We start from the raw sequence: 14,736 nt of genomic DNA on the forward strand, positions 1-14,736 counted from the left end.
GGGGGGGGGGGGGGGGGGGGGGGGGGGGGGGGGGGGGGGGGGGGGGGGGGGGGGGGGGGGGGGGCGGGGGGGGGGGGGGGGGGGGGGGGGGGGGGGGGTGGGTGGTGGTGGGGGGGGGGGGGGGGCGCCGGGGGGGGGGGGGGGGGGCCCCACCCCCGCGGAATCGCTTGCGGCTACGCCAGCAGCTGGCGCTTGGAGGAGATGACGCCGGTGTTGAAGCCGGCCAGGCGCAGGCCGCCGTGGAAGCGGGCGTGCTCGATCTTCACGCAGCGGTCCATGACCACATCCAGGCCGTTGGCCTCGGCCCGAGCCGCAACCTCCTCGTGCCAGGAGCCGAGCTGCAGCCACAGGGTCTTGGCGCCGGCGGCGATCGCCTCGTCCAGCACCCCGGGCAGGTCGTCGTGCTTGCGGAAGACCTCCACCAGGTCCGGCGCCTCCGGCAGGTCGGCCAGCGACTTGTACACCGGCTGGCCCAGGATCTCGTCGAGCACCGGGTTCACGAAGTAGACCTTGTACTTGGAGGAGGACAGCAGGTAGGTCGCCACGAAGTAGCTGGCGCGCGAGGGCTTGTTGGAGGCGCCGACGATCGCGATCGAGGTGGTCTTGCGCAGGATCTCCAGGCGCTCGGCCGCGTTCGGGCCTTCCCAGGTGCGGGTTTCGGTGGCGGTCATTACTTGGCTCCCGTCGTGGCTGCGGCGCGTGCCGCGTCGATGGAGCACGCGGCCCCGTCGTAAATTTCCTCGGCCGGCGCGGCAAGCACCTGCTGGGATGCGGTCAGGGCCTGGTCGAGGTCCCAGAGGATGTCCTCGAGGTCTTCCAGCCCCACGGAGAAGCGGATCAGGTCCTCCGGCACGCCGGCGGCAACCAGCTGCTCGGCGGTGAGCTGCTGGTGGGTGGTGGAGGCGGGGTGCAGCACCAGGGTGCGCACGTCGCCGATGTTGGCCAGGTGGCTGGCCAGCTGCAGCGCCTCGATGAAAGCGGCGCCGGCGGCGCGGCCGCCGTTGATGCCGAAGCTGAACACAGACCCGACACCCAGCGGGAGCAGCTCCCTGGCGCGCTCGTGGTGCGGGTGTGAGGGCAGGCCGGCGTAGTTCACGTAGGCGACGCGCGGGTCGGCCTCCAGCCATTCGGCCACGGCCTTGGCGTTGGCAAGGTGCGCGTCCATGCGCTGCGGCAGCGTCTCGACGCCCTGCAGGAGCTGGAACGCCGACTGCGCCGGAAGCGCCGGGCCGATGTCGCGCAGCTGCTCGCTGCGCAGCTTGGTCAGGAATCCGTACTCGCCGAAGTTGTCCCACCAGGAGACGTTGCCGTAGGAGGCGACGGGCTCGGTCATCGACGGGAACTTGCCGTTGCCCCAGTTGAACGTGCCGGCCTCCACGACGACGCCGCCGAGGGTGGTTCCGTGGCCGCCGAGGAACTTGGTGGCCGAGTGGATCACGATGTCCGCGCCGTGCTCGATGGGGCGCAACAGGTACGGCGGCGTCAGCGTGGAGTCCACGACCAGCGGCAGGCCGGCGGCGTGGGCTACCTCGGCCAGGCCCCGGAGGTCGGCGATGTCGCCGGAGGGGTTCGCGACGACCTCGGTGTAGACGGCCTTGGTGTTTTCCCGGATGGCCGCGGCGAACGCGGCCGGGTCGGTGGAGTCCACGAACGTGGTCTCCACGCCGAAGCGGCGCAGTGTCACGTCGAGCTGCGTGATGGTTCCGCCGTAGAGCTTGGAGGAGGCGACGATGTGGTCGCCGGCGCCCGCGAGGGCGGCAAAGGTGATGAACTCTGCGGCCATGCCCGAGCCGGTGGCGACGGCGCCGATGCCGCCCTCGAGCGAGGCGATGCGCTCCTCGAACGCGGCGACCGTCGGGTTGCCGATGCGCGAATAGATGTTGCCGTACTTCTGCAGGGCAAACAGGTTGGCGGCGTCGTCGGAATCCTTGAAGACGAACGAGGTGCTCTGGTAGATCGGGACGGCACGGGAACCGTGCTCTGCGTCCGGGGTGCCGCCGGCGTGCAGTGCGCGCGTGCGGAATCCAAACTGGTGTTCGGCCATGAGGGGGCTGGCTCCTTGCGTAGGAGGCGCGTGCGATCCGGGGGGCGGACTGCACGCGCCGGTGGGGCGGTGCGGCGCTTCTCCCGGGTCAATGAGGTGCCCTGCCCCTGGGATCGTTGTGGATCCCGCAGGGGCCGGCACCAAAGATTGCTTGCGCGCTCTCCATCGTTTCTGGCGGTAGCACCTTGTCCACCGGAGTGTGGAAGGTTGCTGCGGCGTCATGGAACCAGATCTCTCGGCCGCTCGGGATGGGGTCTTGCTCCATTGTGGCAAAAATCCGGCCGTCGTCCAAAGAATGTGAGCCCAGATTGCGTCCGGGGTGTCCCGAATCGAAGAATCTGCACCGTGCTCGGGTGGCCCGGGAGCTGCCGCACGTGGAGTCCTGCGTGGAGCTTCGCGCGCCCCCGGGCCACGCGGGCGTCGGGGTGTCCCGCCGTGGCGCCGGCTACCCCATGGACTTCTGGCCGTCCAGGGTTTCGCGGATGATGTCCGCGTGCCCGGAGTGCTGGATCGTTTCGGCAATGATGTGCAGCAGCGTGCGGCGCACCGACCAGTGGGTGTCCACGAACCACGGGGCCTGGGGCAGCTCGTGCACGGTATCCAGGTCGATCCCTTCCAACAGTGCGTCGGTCTGCTCCGCGATGTGCGCGTACTTCTCCAACAGGCCTTCGAGGTGTTCGCCGGGCTGCATGCTGAACTCGGCGGTGAAGGCCTCAAGCGCCTCGGGCGGCATGTTGTAGAAATCCACGTCACCCCAGTCCATGGCGGCCTTGCCCTTGACCATGAACTGCTGCCACTGCAGTTCGACGGCGCTTACGTGCTTGATCAGCCCGCCGACGGTCAGCTCGCTGGCGGTGGAGCGGGTCGAGGCCTGCTCGTCGGTCAGGTTTTGGGCGGTGAAGCGCAGGAAGTGGCGGGCGTTGGCCAGGGCCTGGTGCAGGTCGGCGCGTTCCCCGGTCAGCGTGGTGTTGGTGGCCTTCATGGTGGTGCTCACGGTGTTGCTCCTCGTTCTTGGTGGGCTGGTAAAACCACGATAGGAGCCATAAGTGACAGATTTTGTCCTAAATAGCGGGAGAATGTTCTTGTGAGTACAAGCCAACGATCGCTGCGCCTTCTGTCGCTGCTGCAGACCCGGCGCTACTGGGCCGGCGAGGAGCTGGCGAAGCGCCTGGGGGTGTCGCTGCGCACGCTGCGCCGGGACGTGGACCAGCTGCGCGAGCTGGGCTATCCGGTGCAGGCCGAACGCGGCGTGGGTGGCGGCTACCAGCTGGCCGCCGGTGCTGCGCTGCCGCCGCTGGTGCTCGACGACGAGGAAGCTGTGGCCCTGGTCATCGGTCTGCAGTCGACAATCCACGGTGGCGAGGACTCGCTGGCCGACGCGGGGCTGCGCGCCCTGTCCAAGGTGGTTCCGGTCCTTCCGGAACGTCTGCGGCAGCGGGCGCAGGCGCTGACCGCCAGCACCGTGCCGCTGGACTCGCGGCATTCCGCACCGGATCCGGTGGATCCGCAGGTGCTGGTGGTGTTCGCCCAGGGATGCCGCGACCGCGAGCGCGTGGCCTTCGAGTACCGCGATGCCCGGGGTGCCGCCAGTTCGCGTCGGGTGGAGCCCGCCAAGCTGGTCAACGTGGGCAACCGCTACTACCTGGTGGCCTACGACCTGGACCGCGCCGATTGGCGCAGCTTCCGGGTGGACCGGGCCGAGAACGCCCGGCCCCGGGCGCTGCGCTTCGCGCCGCGGGAGATCCCCGGCGGAGACGCGGCGCAGTTCGTCCGCACCGGGCTGCACGGTTCCGGGCAGCAACAGGCCAGCGCCCGGGTGCACGCCGGCGCCGAAGAGCTCACCTCGCGCATCGGCAGGTGGTTTGAGATCCAGCCGTTTGACGGGCACAGCTGCGTGGTGCGCACCGACGGCACCGATCTGCGCTGGGCGGCGTTCGGGCTGGCGCTGAGCGGGGCGGAGGTCAGCGACGTGAAACCTGAGGAACTGCGCGAGCTGCTCTCGTCGTGGTCCTCAAAGCTGGCACCGGGTGGTGGGCCGCCGGCGGGGGAGCGGGATCAGGCCGGGCTAGGCTTGGGGCATGAATGAAACACTGGTTCTGGTCCGCCACGGCGAGACTGACTGGAACGCCGAGGGGCGCCTCCAGGGGCAGACCGATATCCCGCTGAACGACGCCGGCCACGAACAGGCCCGGGCTGCGGGCCTGGAACTGGCCGGATCCCCCTGGGACGTGCTGGTGTCCTCGACGCTGGGCCGGGCCGTGGAAACCGCGCGGCACATTGGCAGGGCCGTCGACCTGGGGCCGGGCGAGGAAATCGACGGGCTGTGCGAGCGCCACTACGGAAACGCCGAAGGCAGGGTCGTCCGGGACCTGCCGCGGGAGGAGATCGACGTGCTGCTGCGCTCGGCCGAACCCGAGGACGCCGTGGCGGGGCGCGGGATCGCGGCGCTCAACGACCTGCTGCTGCGGCACGAGGGCAAGAACATCATTGCCGTCGCCCACGGGACGCTGATCCGGCTGGTCCTCGATGCGCTGGGCCCAGGACGGCGCACGCCGCTGCTGCGCAACGGGCAGGTCGTCGAGGTCGACGTCGCGGCCCTGCGGCGCCACCTGGCGGCCGCCGGGCGCTAGCGCGCACGCGGTTCCGGGCGGCACGATGGTTCGGTGAGCGAAAACTTCTTCGGGAAGCCCGGGTTCTACGACCGCCGGGCCAGGGCCTACGACGCGATGCTGGGTTCCCCCGCCTACAACAGGATCTGCTGGGGAACGCACCCGGAGCAGTACGCGGCCTTTGCCGCGCGGGCGATCGGCTCGGCCGGGGGCCCGCTGCTCGAGGTGGCTGCCGGGACGGCGCGGGCCACGGCGCTGCTGCACGTTGCGGGGCGCCGGCCCACGACGCTGGTGGACCTGAGTGCGCCGATGCTGGGGCTGGCCCGCGAGTCGATCCGGCGGGCCGCCGGCGGCGAGGTGCCGGGGCGGATCACCCTTGAATGCCGGGACATGCTGGCCCCGGTGGACGGGCGGCGCTACGAAACCATCCTGGGCCTTGGCCTGCTGCACCTCGTCCCGGACCTGGCACCGCTGTTCGCCGGGCTGGGTGCGCAGCTGGGGGAGCGCGGGTCGCTGCACCTGGCCTCGCTGGTGCGCGGCCCGGCCCGCTCCAACGCCTACCTGAAAGTGCTGAAATCCCACGGGGACATCGCAGCGATCCGCACGGCCGGCCAACTGCGCGAGGCAGCGCTTGCCGCGGGGATCGGCGAGGTCACTGTGGACCGCGAGGGCGCCATGGCCTACCTGGTGGTGTCGCGGTAGGGGCGTCAGCCGGAAAGGGCGGACCCCTGTTAACGGCGCATGCGGCCGCCCCCGAAGGGGACGGCCGCATGCAGCTTCAGGCGGTGGCTACTTCTTGAGCTCGAAGCGGTCGGCATCCATGAGCTTGGCCCAGGCTGCGGCGAAGTCCTTCACGAACTTCTCCTTGGCGTCGTCCGAGGCGTATACCTCGGCCAGCGCGCGCAGCTCGGAGTTCGAGCCGAAGACCAGGTCCACGCGGCTGCCGTTCCAGCGGCCGTCGGTGGTGGAGTAGGTCTTTTCCTCGGCGTCCGGGGTCCATTCCAGGCCCAGTTCCATGAGGTTCGCGAAGAAGTCGTTGGTCAGCGCGCCCGGGGTGTCGGTGAAGACGCCCAGGTTCGACCCGTCCCAGTTGTTGCCCAGCACGCGCAGGCCGCCGAGCAGCACCGTCATCTCCGGGGCGGAGAGGCCCAGCAGGTTGGCGCGGTCCAGCAGCAGGTACTCGCTCGGGATGTCCAGGAAGCCCGAGTCGTAGTTGCGGAAGGCGTCGGCAACCGGCTCAAGCCATGCGAACTGGTCGACGTCGGTCTGCTCCTGGGTGGCATCCACGCGGCCCGGGGTGAACGGCACGGTGATGTCCTGGCCGGCGGCCAGGGCAGCCTGCTCCACGCCCACGTTGCCCGCAAGGACCACGACGTCGGCGAAGGAGGCCTTCACGGCCGAGGTGGCGTTGAACCCGTCAACGATTTCCTCGAGCTTGGCGATGACCGGCTTGAGCTGCTCCGGCTGGTTGACCTTCCACGAAACCTGCGGTTCCAGGCGGATGCGGCCGCCGTTGACGCCGCCGCGCTTGTCCGAGGAGCGGAAGGACGCTGCGGCCTTCCATGCGGTGGAGACCAGCTGCTGGACGCTCAGGCCCGATTCGGCGATGAGGTTCTTCAGCGCCGCGGTTTCCGCCTCGCCCAGGGTCTGGGCCGGGGCTGCCGGCAGCGGATCCTGCCAGATGAGGTCCTCGGCCGGGACCTCGGTGCCGAGGTAGCGGGCCTTCGGGCCCATGTCGCGGTGGGTCAGCTTGAACCACGCGCGGGCGTAGGCGTCGGCGAACTTTTCCGGGTTGTTCTTGAAGTCCAGCGAGATCGCGCCGTAGGCCGGGTCGAAGCGCAGGGCCAGGTCGCTGGTGAGCATGCGCGGTTCGCGGGTCTCTTCCGGGTTGTGTGCCATCGGGACAAGGCCCGCGCCGGCACCGTTGACCGGGCGCCACTGCTGGGCGCCGGCCGCGGAGTGGAACAGTTCCCACTCGTAGGCGAAGAGGATGTGGAAGAACTCGTTGTCCCAGCGGGTCGGGTGGTAGGTCCAGGTGACCTCCAGGCCGGAGCCGATGGTGTCATCGCCGTGGCCGGTTCCGTAGCCGGACTTCCAGCCCAGGCCCTGCATTTCCAGCGGGGCGGCTTCCGGCTCGGCACCCTTGTGCAGCTCTTCGCTGGCACCGTGGGTCTTGCCGAAGGTGTGGCCGCCGGCGATCAGGGCGACGGTTTCCTCGTCGTTCATGCCCATGCGGCGGAAGGTTTCGCGGATGTCCACGGCCGAGGCCAGCGGATCGGCGACGCCCTCCGGGCCTTCCGGGTTCACGTAGATCAGGCCCATCTGGACGGCTGCCAGCGGTGCTTCCAGGTTGCGGGCGCCGGTGTAGCGTTCGCTTTCCAGCCACACCTTTTCCGGGCCCCAGTAGACGTCGTCGTCTGCTTCCCAGACATCCGGGCGGCCGCCGGCGAAGCCGAAGGTCTTGAAGCCCATGGTCTCCATGGCGACGTTGCCGGCGAGGATCATGAGGTCGGCCCAGGAGATGGACTGGCCGTACTTCTTCTTGACCGGCCACAGCAGGCGGCGGGCCTTGTCAAGGTTGACGTTGTCCGGCCAGGAGTTCAGCGGGGCGAAGCGCTGCTGGCCGGCGCCGCCGCCGCCGCGGCCGTCGTGGCTGCGGTAGGTGCCGGCCGAGTGCCAGGCCATGCGGATGAAGAACGGGCCGTAGTGGCCGAAGTCGGCGGGCCACCAGTCGTAGGACTTGGTCATGGTCTCGGCGAGGTCGGCCTTCACGGCCTCCAGGTCCAGGGCCTCGAAGGCCTTGGTGTAGTCGAAGTCCTCATCCAGCGGGTTGGAAACCGCGGTGTTCTTGGCCAGGATCTTCAGGTTCAGCTTGCTTGGCCACCACTCGGTGTTCGCGCTGCCGCTGGTGGGGTGGGTGCGGCCACCGTGCATTACGGGGCATTTGCCTGTCGAGGTCTCGGACATGGCTTCCTTTCAAGAGTGGGTTGGGTGCTTCTTGGTTTGGTGAAATCGGGGAGGGGCGTTGCGGGGCGCCGGGGTCAGGATTCCGCGGATCGGCAGGCGGTGCACAGGCCCCAGTAGATGACCTCCGCCTCGTCGATGGTGAATCCGTGGTCGTTCGAGGCATGCAGGCACGGCGAGCTGCCGACCGAGCAGTCGACATCCAGCACCGTGCCGCAGGAGCGGCAGACCAGGTGGTGGTGGTTGTCTCCCACGCGGGTTTCGTAGCGCGCGTTGTGCCCGTGGGGCTGGATCTTGCGCAGGACGCCAAGGCGGGTCAGCACCTTCAGGGAGTCGTACACCGCCTGGTGGGACACCGCGGGGTGCTCGGAGCGCACCGCCGCAAGGATGGCGTCGGTGTCGGCGTGCGGGTTGGCGGTGACAGCGGTGAGCACGGCGAGGCGCGGGAGCGTGACGCGCATCGACGCGTCGCGCAGCAGCTGTTCGAGCTCCACCGGGTTTGTCATGCTAAAAGTCTGCCCGCTTATCTTGAACTAGTCAAGATAGCCTCGGAAATGTTGCGGGATCCCGAGGGGCGCCCGTGAATACGCAGGTCAGGCCGGGGAACGCGAAGACCCGCCCGGCGCGGGCGGCAAGCGCCGCCGCGCCGGACGGGCCCCTGGGCATGCCCCCGGTTCCGCCCCGGCCTAAGCCTGGCCCGCGCAGATCTCCTTGATTTGCGCGATGCACGGCTCGTTCTGCAGGCTGGTGGTGTCCCCGAGCGTGCTTCCCTCGAAGAGCTGGGTCAGCAGCCGCCGCATGATCTTGCCCGAGCGGGTCTTGGGCACGTCCGGCACGAAGACGATGTCGCGCGGCTTGGCGATCGGACCGATCTGCCTCGCGACGTGGTGGCGCAGCTCGGCCAGCAGCGAGTGCTGCCGGGCCTGCGCCTCGTAGGGAAGGGAGGTCCCGATGAGGCTCTTGTCGAAGGGCACCACGAAGGCGGTTGCCGCATGCCCGGTCTTCGCGTCGACGGTGGGGCACACCCCGGCCTCCACGACGGCCGGGTGCGTGACAAGCGCGGACTCGATCTCGATGGTGGAGAGACGGTGCCCGGAAATGTTTATCACGTCGTCGGTGCGCCCGAGGATCCAGATGTCCCCGTCGTCGTCGAAGCGCGCGCCGTCACCGGCCAGGAACCAGCCCCGCTGCGCGTACTTTTCCCAGTAGGAGGTGTAGTAGCGCTCCGGGTTGCCCCACACGGTGCGGGCCATGGCCGGGCCGGTGCGGGTCAGCACGATGTTGCCCTGCACGTTCGGTGCCACGGCGGCGCCCTGCTCGTCGACGATGTCCACGGCGACCCCGGGCAGCGCCCGGGTGCCGCAGCCGGGCTTGAACGCGGCGTCGTCCTGCCGCGGGGAGAGGATCGTGGCGCCGGTTTCCGACTGCCACCAGGTGTCCACCATCGGGATGCCGGCGGGGGTGTCGCGGCCGACCTGGGCGCGCAGCCAGCGCCAGGCCTCCGGGTTCACGGCCTCGCCGACGGTTCCGGCCAGCCGGATGGAGGAGAGGTCGTGCGTCGCCGGGATCCCGTCCGGGAACCAGCCCATCAGCGAGCGCACCAGGGTGGGCGCCGTGTAGTAGCTGGTGACCCCGTAGCGTTCGATGATCTCGAAGTGCCGCCCCGGGTGCGGGGCATTGGGGACGCCCTCATAGATCACCTGGGTGACGCCGTTGGACAGCGGGCCGTAGATCTCGTAGGTGTGCGCGGTGACCCAGGCCAGGTCCGCGGTGCACCAGTGGACGTCGTTCGCGCGCTGCGCCGGGTCCGGGTGGGAGAAGAGGAACTCGTGGCTCCACGAGGCCTGCGTCAGGTAGCCGCCCGTGGTGTGGACCAGCCCCTTGGGCTGCCCCGTGGTGCCGGAGGTGTACATGATGAACAGCGGGGTTTCCGCGTCGAACGCCTCGGGGGTGTGCTCGGTGCTGGCGGTGTCGACCGTCTCGTGCCACCACAGGTCCCGGCCCTCCGTCCAGGGGATCTCGCTGCCGGTGCGGCGCAGCACCAGCACGTGTTCGATGCTGTTCTCCCCGGCCACCGCGGCGTCGGCGTTCTTCTTCACGGGCACGGCTGTGCCGCGGCGGAACTGCCCGTCCGTTGTGACAAGGAGCTTCGCGCCGGTGTCCTCCACCCGGAAGCGCAGCGCCTCGGCGGAGAAGCCTCCGAAGACCAGGGAGTGCACCGCCCCGATGCGCGCGCAGGCCAGGGTGATGACGACGGTCTCCACGAGGACGGGCAGGTAGATGACCACGCGGTCGCCCGTGCCGATGCCGAGCGCGAGAAGCGCGTTGGCGGCCCGGGAGACCCGGTCCTGCAGGTCCTTGTAGGTGACGGTGGTGCGGTCCCCGGGCTCGCCCTCGAAGTGCAGCGCCACCTTCTCCCCGCGCCCGGCCTCCACGTGGCGGTCCACGCAGTTGTAGGCGGCATTGAGTTTTCCGCCCTCGAACCAGCGCAGCTCGGGTCCGCGGCGCGCGGCCGGGTCCACGCCGGTGCTGCGGTGGACGGTGTGCCAGTCCGCGGCCCAGTCCAGGCGCCGGGCCGCGGCATCCCAGAAGGCCAGGCGTTCGTCCTCGTTCCACGGGTCTTCGGCGGGCAGGGTGGTCGCGGCGGGGGAAAGTGTTGCAGACATGTGGTTCTCCATCGGTCCTGGCGGTGGCACCGGCCTCGGCGAGGTGGTTGCTGCGGCGTCGTGGAGCCAGGTCTCTCGGCCGCTCTGGATGGGTGGTTGGTGCGGTGCCTCAGGCCCAGCGGTTGATGGCCTTGCGCTCGGCCAGCCCCAGCAGGGCGTCGGTGGTCTTGCCCAGCACCGCCAGCAGGATGATGGCAAGGACCAGGCGGTCGATCCGGCCGTTGTTCTGCGAATCCAGCAGCAGGAAGCCCAGCCCCATGGATGAGGCGATGAGTTCGGCGGCCACCAGGAACAGCCACGACTGGGCCAGGGCCAACCGCAGGCCGGAGAAGATCGCCGGGACCACTGCGGGCAGCTGCACGGTGGCCAGCAGCCTGGTTCCCTTGAGCCCGAAGGCCCGTGCCGCCTCGATCAGGTTCCTGTCCACGTGGCGCAAGGCCAGGTAGACGGTGGTGAAGACGGGGAAGAACGCGCCGATGACGATCAGTGTCACCTTGGAGTCCTCGCCGATCTTCATCCACAGGATCAGCAGCGGCACCCACGCGAGCGAGGGCACGGCTCGGATGGCCCCGATGAACGGCCCGAGCAGGGCGTCGGCGAGGTCGGACAGCCCGACGAGCGCGCCGACCGCCAGGCCCAGCAGGGAGCCGATGGCGAAGCCGACCAGCACGCGCTGGGTGGATATCGCCACGTGCTGTGCGAGCGTCCCGCCGTCGAGCAGTTCAAGGGCCGCTTCGAGCACCGACCCGGGGGTCGGCAGCTGGGAGGTGCTGACCCAGCCAAGCGTCGTGGACGCCTGCCAGAGCCCAAGCAGGACCACCGGGAGAAGGGATCCCAGGAAGATGCGCCCCGCACGGGTCGCCAGCAACGGGTTGCGCGGCCGCCCGGAGGCCCGGGCGACTGCGGGTGAAAGGTCGGAAGGGGCTGGCATTACGGCGTCTTGACCTTCGTGGCGTCCGCCTTCCGGGCGAAGCTGTCATCCACGAGCGAGCCGAGCGCGGTGTCGACGTCGGACTGGGCCTTGACGTCGTGTGATTCCACGAAGATGGGGCCGACCTTGGCGAGGACCTTGGTGAAGGCTTCCCCCGGCACGGCATCCACGCCGAGGTTCGAGCGCTCGGTGATCACCTTGGTGGCGACCGCGGCATCCAGGCCGGCGACTCCCGCGAGGATCTCCGCGGTTTCCTTCTGGTTCGCAGCGGCCCATTCGCGGGCCTTTTCGTAGGAGTCGACGACGGTCTGGGCGACCTCGGGCGACTTCTCGAGGAAGGACTCGGTGGCGTTCAGCGCGCCGTAGGTGTTGAAATCGAGGTTGCGGTAGATCAGCTTCGCGCCGTTCTGCTCGGCCCCGGCCATGATGGGATCCAGTCCGCTCCAGGCGTCAACGGAAGCGTTTTCCAGTGCGGTGCGGCCGTCGGCGTGCTGCAGGTTCTGGACCGTGACGTCCGAGGACTTCAGGCCGTTGGCCTCGAGGGACTGCAGCAGGAAGAAGTACGGGTCGGTGCCCTTGGTGGCTGCGACCTGCTTGCCCTTGAGGTCCGCCACGGAGGATATGGGTGAATCCTTGGCAACGACCAGGGCCGCCCACTCCGGCTGCGAGTACAGGGCGATGGTCTTGATGGGCGAGCCGTTGGATCGGGCCAGGAGCGCCGCCGAACCGGCGGTCGAACCCACATCGACGGCGCCGGCGCGGAGTGCCTCGTTGGCCTTGTTGGAACCTGCGGACTGCACCCAGTTGACGGTGATGCCCTGCTCCTTCAACGAGGCCTCAAGCCAGCCCTTTTCCTTGAGGACGAGGCTCAGCGGGTTGTATGTCGCAAAGTCGATGTTCAGGGTCTTGGCCTCGGCGGCGCTCGCGCCGCCGGAACCCTCGCCGGCGCAGCCGGTCAGGAGCGCCGCTGCGGTTGCGAAGACGGTTGCGGTCAGGACGAATCGGCGTGAAACGGGAGTTTTTGGCATTGGAAAGTTCCTTAAACGGGTGGAAAAGGGCGAACGTGAATGGCCGTCCGTGCGGACGGCGGGAAAGACGGGGCCTTGGCGGGCTAGTGGCGGTGGGGGTCGACGCCCAGCGAGGCCAGCAGGGAGCTGCGCATTCGGGTGACGTCGTCGTTGTTCCGGCCGCGCGGACGTGCGCCGGGAACCTCGAGGAGCTGGGTGACGGTTGCCGCATCGTCGCCCGGTTCCCGCCCCAGCACGACGATGCGGTCCGCGAGCTGCAGGGCCTCGTCGACGTCGTGGGTGACCAGGAGCACCGTGGTGGGGTAGGCCTTGTGGATGTCCAGCAGGAGGTCCTGCATCTTCAGCCGGGTGAGCGCGTCGAGTGCGCCGAAGGGCTCGTCCAGCAGCAGGACACCGGGCCGGCGGGCCAGGGCCCGGGCCAGCGACGCGCGCTGGGCCATCCCGCCGGAAATCTCTCGCGGCCGCAGGTTGCTGTGGCCGTCGAGTTCGACCAGGCGCAGGAGCTCGGCAACGCGGTCCTGGCGTTCGGTGCGCCCGGTTCCCTGCGGCAGGCCCAGCGCGACGTTCTTTTCGACCGATTGCCAGGGCAGCAGGCGCGGTTCCTGGAAGGCAAAGGAGCAACGCGGGTCCAGCCCGTCCACGGCCGTTCCGTCGATAAGGATGCTTCCCGTGCTCGGGGCGTCGAGGCCGGATACCGCCCGCAGCAGCGTCGACTTCCCGCAACCGCTGGGGCCGAGGATCGCAAGGACCTCGCCGGGTTCAACGACCAGGTCGACGTCCCGCAGGACCTGCCGCCGGTGCTTTCCGTCGCCGAAGCTGCGGCCGACGCCGCGGAAGGCCACGCCGAGTGCGGAGCCCGCAGCGACCGCCGCCGGGGCGGTGGGCGGACGCTCAAGTGTCGAAGTCATGTTCTCTCCATCGTTCCTGGCGGTAGCACCGGCCTCGGGGAGGTGGTTGCTGCGGCGTCATGGAGCCAGATCTCTCGGCCGCTCGGGATGGTTGTGTACCCAATCTACGGCGATCGGCCGTCACATGGCCAAACGTGGCGTAATGTGACGGAACGTTCGATGTAACCTGCCCAATGGCGCAAGTCGTCGAAGAATCTGCATTTGGGGCATGGTGGGTGCGCACGCGCGAAGGGCGCCCGCGGCACTGCGCGGACGCCCTTCTGTTGGTTGGAAACGGGTCGGAACGGGTTACTTGTTCGCCGCCATCGGCGCCCCCATCCCAGGGTTGATCTGGTGCGGTCCGCTGGCCGAGGGGCGCACGTCGAAGTCGAACATCGCCGTGGGCAGGTAGACGGTCGAGCAGGAGTTCGGGATGTCCACGACGCCCGAGAGCCGGCCCTCGATGGGGGCCGCCCCCAGCAGCAGGTAGGCCTGCTCGCGGGAGTACCCGAACTTCGTCAGGTAGTCGATCGCGTGGAGGCAGGCGCGCTGGTAGGACAGGTGCGAATCCAGGTAGCGCTGCTCGCCCTCGAGCGTGACCGAGGTGCCGGAGAATGCGATCCACTCGCTGAACTGCGGGTCGACGCGGCCCGGCATGAAGATGGCGTTCTCGGAAACCCCGTAGGTGTCCATGCCGCCACGGATGATGTCCACCCGCAGGTCGATGAAGCCGCCCATTTCGATGGCGCCGCAGAACGTGATCTCGCCGTCGCCCTGGGAGAAGTGCAGGTCGCCCAGTGACAGGTTCGCGCCGTCGACGAAGACGGGGTAGAAGATCCGCGAGCCCTTGGACAGGTTCTTGATGTCCTGGTTGCCGCCGTTCTCACGCGGGGGTGCGGTGCGGGCGGCCTCGGCGCCGACCCGTCCCCATTCGCTGGCCGGTACCCCGCCCAGCACCGCGTGCTCGGCCTCCGGCGGCAAGGCCAGCGGCGGGACGCGCAGGGGGTCGGTGGCAATGAGGTCGCCTTCGCGCTTGTTCCACTTGGCCAGCAGGGCCGCCGAAGGGGCGGTTCCCATCAGGCCGGGGTGGATGAGCCCCTCGAAAGAGACCTCGGGAACGTGCCTTGAGGTGGCGACCTGTCCGGTGAAGTCCCAGATGGCCTTGTAGGCGTCGGGGAACTGGTCCGTGAGGAAGCCGCCGCCGTTGTTCTTCGAGAAGATGCCCGTGTAGCCCCACCCCTGGCCGGCCAGGGGCCCGCTGTCTTCCTGGGGAATCGGTCCGACATCCAGGATGTCCACGACCAGCAAGTCGCCGGGCTTCGCACCCTCGATGGCGAAGGGTCCCGAGAGCTTGTGGACGCTCAGCAGCGGTGCATCGAGGATGTCCTGAGCCGAGTCGTCGTTCTTGATCGCCCCGTCGAACCACTCGCGGCAGTCGACCCGGAAAACGTCTCCGGGCTTGACCGTTGCCACGGGCGGAATCTCCGGGTGCCAGCGGTTGTGTCCTAGCTTCTCCTGGTCCTCAAACTTCTTGGTCGAATCGAGCGGAAATATCACTTCAGGCATGGGTGCTTCTCCTTAAACGATGTCGTACTTGGGTGGGTGGA

General features: G+C 69.1%; 13 protein-coding genes and 3 riboswitches. Of the genes, 3 read left to right on the top strand and 10 right to left on the bottom strand.

Annotated features, from left to right (window positions below; genetic code table 11):
• Positions 1 to 173: 173 nt before the first annotated feature.
• From ACSYDW_RS00005 to ACSYDW_RS00015, 3 genes are all read right to left on the bottom strand, one after another.
• Complete coding sequence (locus ACSYDW_RS00005) at positions 174 to 671, bottom strand: CoA-binding protein (protein ID WP_438336649.1); 498 nt, start codon at positions 669 to 671, stop codon at positions 174 to 176.
• The gene (locus ACSYDW_RS00010) at positions 671 to 2,044 is read right to left on the bottom strand and encodes an O-acetylhomoserine aminocarboxypropyltransferase/cysteine synthase family protein (RefSeq protein ID WP_438336650.1); all 1,374 of its coding nucleotides are present in this window, start codon (positions 2,042 to 2,044) and stop codon (positions 671 to 673) included. The genes ACSYDW_RS00005 and ACSYDW_RS00010 overlap by 1 nt, the downstream gene beginning before the upstream one ends.
• Positions 2,045 to 2,203: 159 nt before the next feature.
• Positions 2,204 to 2,299: riboswitch (SAM riboswitch) on the bottom strand.
• Between the two features lie 190 nt (positions 2,300 to 2,489).
• Entirely contained in the window at positions 2,490 to 3,038 is a 549-nt protein-coding gene (locus tag ACSYDW_RS00015) for a DinB family protein (RefSeq protein WP_438336651.1), read from the bottom strand.
• Between the two features lie 90 nt (positions 3,039 to 3,128).
• Between ACSYDW_RS00015 and ACSYDW_RS00020 the strand changes: the two genes are divergently transcribed.
• The 3 genes from ACSYDW_RS00020 to ACSYDW_RS00030 are packed head-to-tail and all read left to right on the top strand — an operon-like array spanning position 3,129 to position 5,355.
• Positions 3,129 to 4,130: a helix-turn-helix transcriptional regulator gene (locus ACSYDW_RS00020; protein ID WP_438336652.1), complete on the top strand. Its 1,002-nt coding sequence runs from the start codon at positions 3,129 to 3,131 to the stop codon at positions 4,128 to 4,130.
• Entirely contained in the window at positions 4,123 to 4,674 is a 552-nt protein-coding gene (locus tag ACSYDW_RS00025) for a histidine phosphatase family protein (protein ID WP_438336653.1), read from the top strand. Before ACSYDW_RS00020 ends, ACSYDW_RS00025 begins: the two co-directional genes overlap by 8 nt.
• Before the next feature lie 33 nt (positions 4,675 to 4,707).
• Positions 4,708 to 5,355 carry a class I SAM-dependent methyltransferase gene (locus tag ACSYDW_RS00030; RefSeq protein ID WP_438336654.1) on the top strand — a complete coding sequence of 216 codons (648 nt, stop codon included), beginning with the start codon at positions 4,708 to 4,710 and terminating at the stop codon, positions 5,353 to 5,355.
• Positions 5,356 to 5,442: 87 nt separating this feature from the next.
• On the opposite strand, the gene katG is transcribed toward ACSYDW_RS00030, so the two are convergent.
• The 7 genes from katG to fmdA form a co-directional block, all read right to left on the bottom strand.
• A complete protein-coding gene (gene katG, locus ACSYDW_RS00035; protein WP_438336655.1) occupies positions 5,443 to 7,620 on the bottom strand; it encodes a catalase/peroxidase HPI in 2,178 nt (725 codons plus the stop codon).
• Positions 7,621 to 7,694: 74 nt separating this feature from the next.
• On the bottom strand, positions 7,695 to 8,123 hold the full coding sequence (locus ACSYDW_RS00040) for a Fur family transcriptional regulator (protein ID WP_438336656.1): 429 nt from the start codon (positions 8,121 to 8,123) through the stop codon (positions 7,695 to 7,697).
• 180 nt (positions 8,124 to 8,303) lie between these two features.
• Positions 8,304 to 10,283 (bottom strand): acetate--CoA ligase, encoded by a 1,980-nt coding sequence (acs, locus tag ACSYDW_RS00045; RefSeq protein ID WP_438336657.1) that lies wholly within the window; start codon positions 10,281 to 10,283, stop codon positions 8,304 to 8,306.
• Positions 10,284 to 10,288: 5 nt separating this feature from the next.
• A riboswitch (SAM riboswitch) is annotated at positions 10,289 to 10,378 on the bottom strand.
• A gap of 14 nt (positions 10,379 to 10,392) precedes the next feature.
• Positions 10,393 to 11,214, bottom strand: coding sequence for an ABC transporter permease (locus ACSYDW_RS00050; RefSeq protein WP_438336658.1), 822 nt, complete (start codon positions 11,212 to 11,214; stop codon positions 10,393 to 10,395).
• Positions 11,214 to 12,242, bottom strand: coding sequence for an aliphatic sulfonate ABC transporter substrate-binding protein (locus tag ACSYDW_RS00055; RefSeq protein WP_438336659.1), 1,029 nt, complete (start codon positions 12,240 to 12,242; stop codon positions 11,214 to 11,216). The genes ACSYDW_RS00050 and ACSYDW_RS00055 overlap by 1 nt, the downstream gene beginning before the upstream one ends.
• Before the next feature lie 83 nt (positions 12,243 to 12,325).
• Positions 12,326 to 13,150, bottom strand: coding sequence for an ABC transporter ATP-binding protein (locus ACSYDW_RS00060; RefSeq protein WP_438336660.1), 825 nt, complete (start codon positions 13,148 to 13,150; stop codon positions 12,326 to 12,328).
• A 4-nt stretch (positions 13,151 to 13,154) separates the two neighbouring features.
• A riboswitch (SAM riboswitch) is annotated at positions 13,155 to 13,244 on the bottom strand.
• Positions 13,245 to 13,438: 194 nt separating this feature from the next.
• Positions 13,439 to 14,695: a formamidase gene (gene fmdA / locus ACSYDW_RS00065; RefSeq protein WP_438336661.1), complete on the bottom strand. Its 1,257-nt coding sequence runs from the start codon at positions 14,693 to 14,695 to the stop codon at positions 13,439 to 13,441.
• Positions 14,696 to 14,736: the final 41 nt, after the last annotated feature.

It is taken from the genome of Paeniglutamicibacter selenitireducens (assembly GCF_051550675.1).
Lineage (GTDB): Bacteria > Actinomycetota > Actinomycetes > Actinomycetales > Micrococcaceae > Paeniglutamicibacter.

Coding starts and splice junctions, on each gene's coding strand:
- ACSYDW_RS00040 (WP_438336656.1), bottom strand. CDS start 8,123: ATGACAAACCCGGTGGAGCTCGAACAGCTGCTGCGCGACGCGTCGATG.
- fmdA (WP_438336661.1), bottom strand. CDS start 14,695: ATGCCTGAAGTGATATTTCCGCTCGATTCGACCAAGAAGTTTGAGGAC.
- katG (WP_438336655.1), bottom strand. CDS start 7,620: ATGTCCGAGACCTCGACAGGCAAATGCCCCGTAATGCACGGTGGCCGC.
- ACSYDW_RS00060 (WP_438336660.1), bottom strand. CDS start 13,150: ATGACTTCGACACTTGAGCGTCCGCCCACCGCCCCGGCGGCGGTCGCT.
- ACSYDW_RS00005 (WP_438336649.1), bottom strand. CDS start 671: ATGACCGCCACCGAAACCCGCACCTGGGAAGGCCCGAACGCGGCCGAG.
- ACSYDW_RS00025 (WP_438336653.1), top strand. CDS start 4,123: ATGAATGAAACACTGGTTCTGGTCCGCCACGGCGAGACTGACTGGAAC.
- ACSYDW_RS00010 (WP_438336650.1), bottom strand. CDS start 2,044: ATGGCCGAACACCAGTTTGGATTCCGCACGCGCGCACTGCACGCCGGC.
- acs (WP_438336657.1), bottom strand. CDS start 10,283: ATGTCTGCAACACTTTCCCCCGCCGCGACCACCCTGCCCGCCGAAGAC.
- ACSYDW_RS00055 (WP_438336659.1), bottom strand. CDS start 12,242: ATGCCAAAAACTCCCGTTTCACGCCGATTCGTCCTGACCGCAACCGTC.
- ACSYDW_RS00050 (WP_438336658.1), bottom strand. CDS start 11,214: ATGCCAGCCCCTTCCGACCTTTCACCCGCAGTCGCCCGGGCCTCCGGG.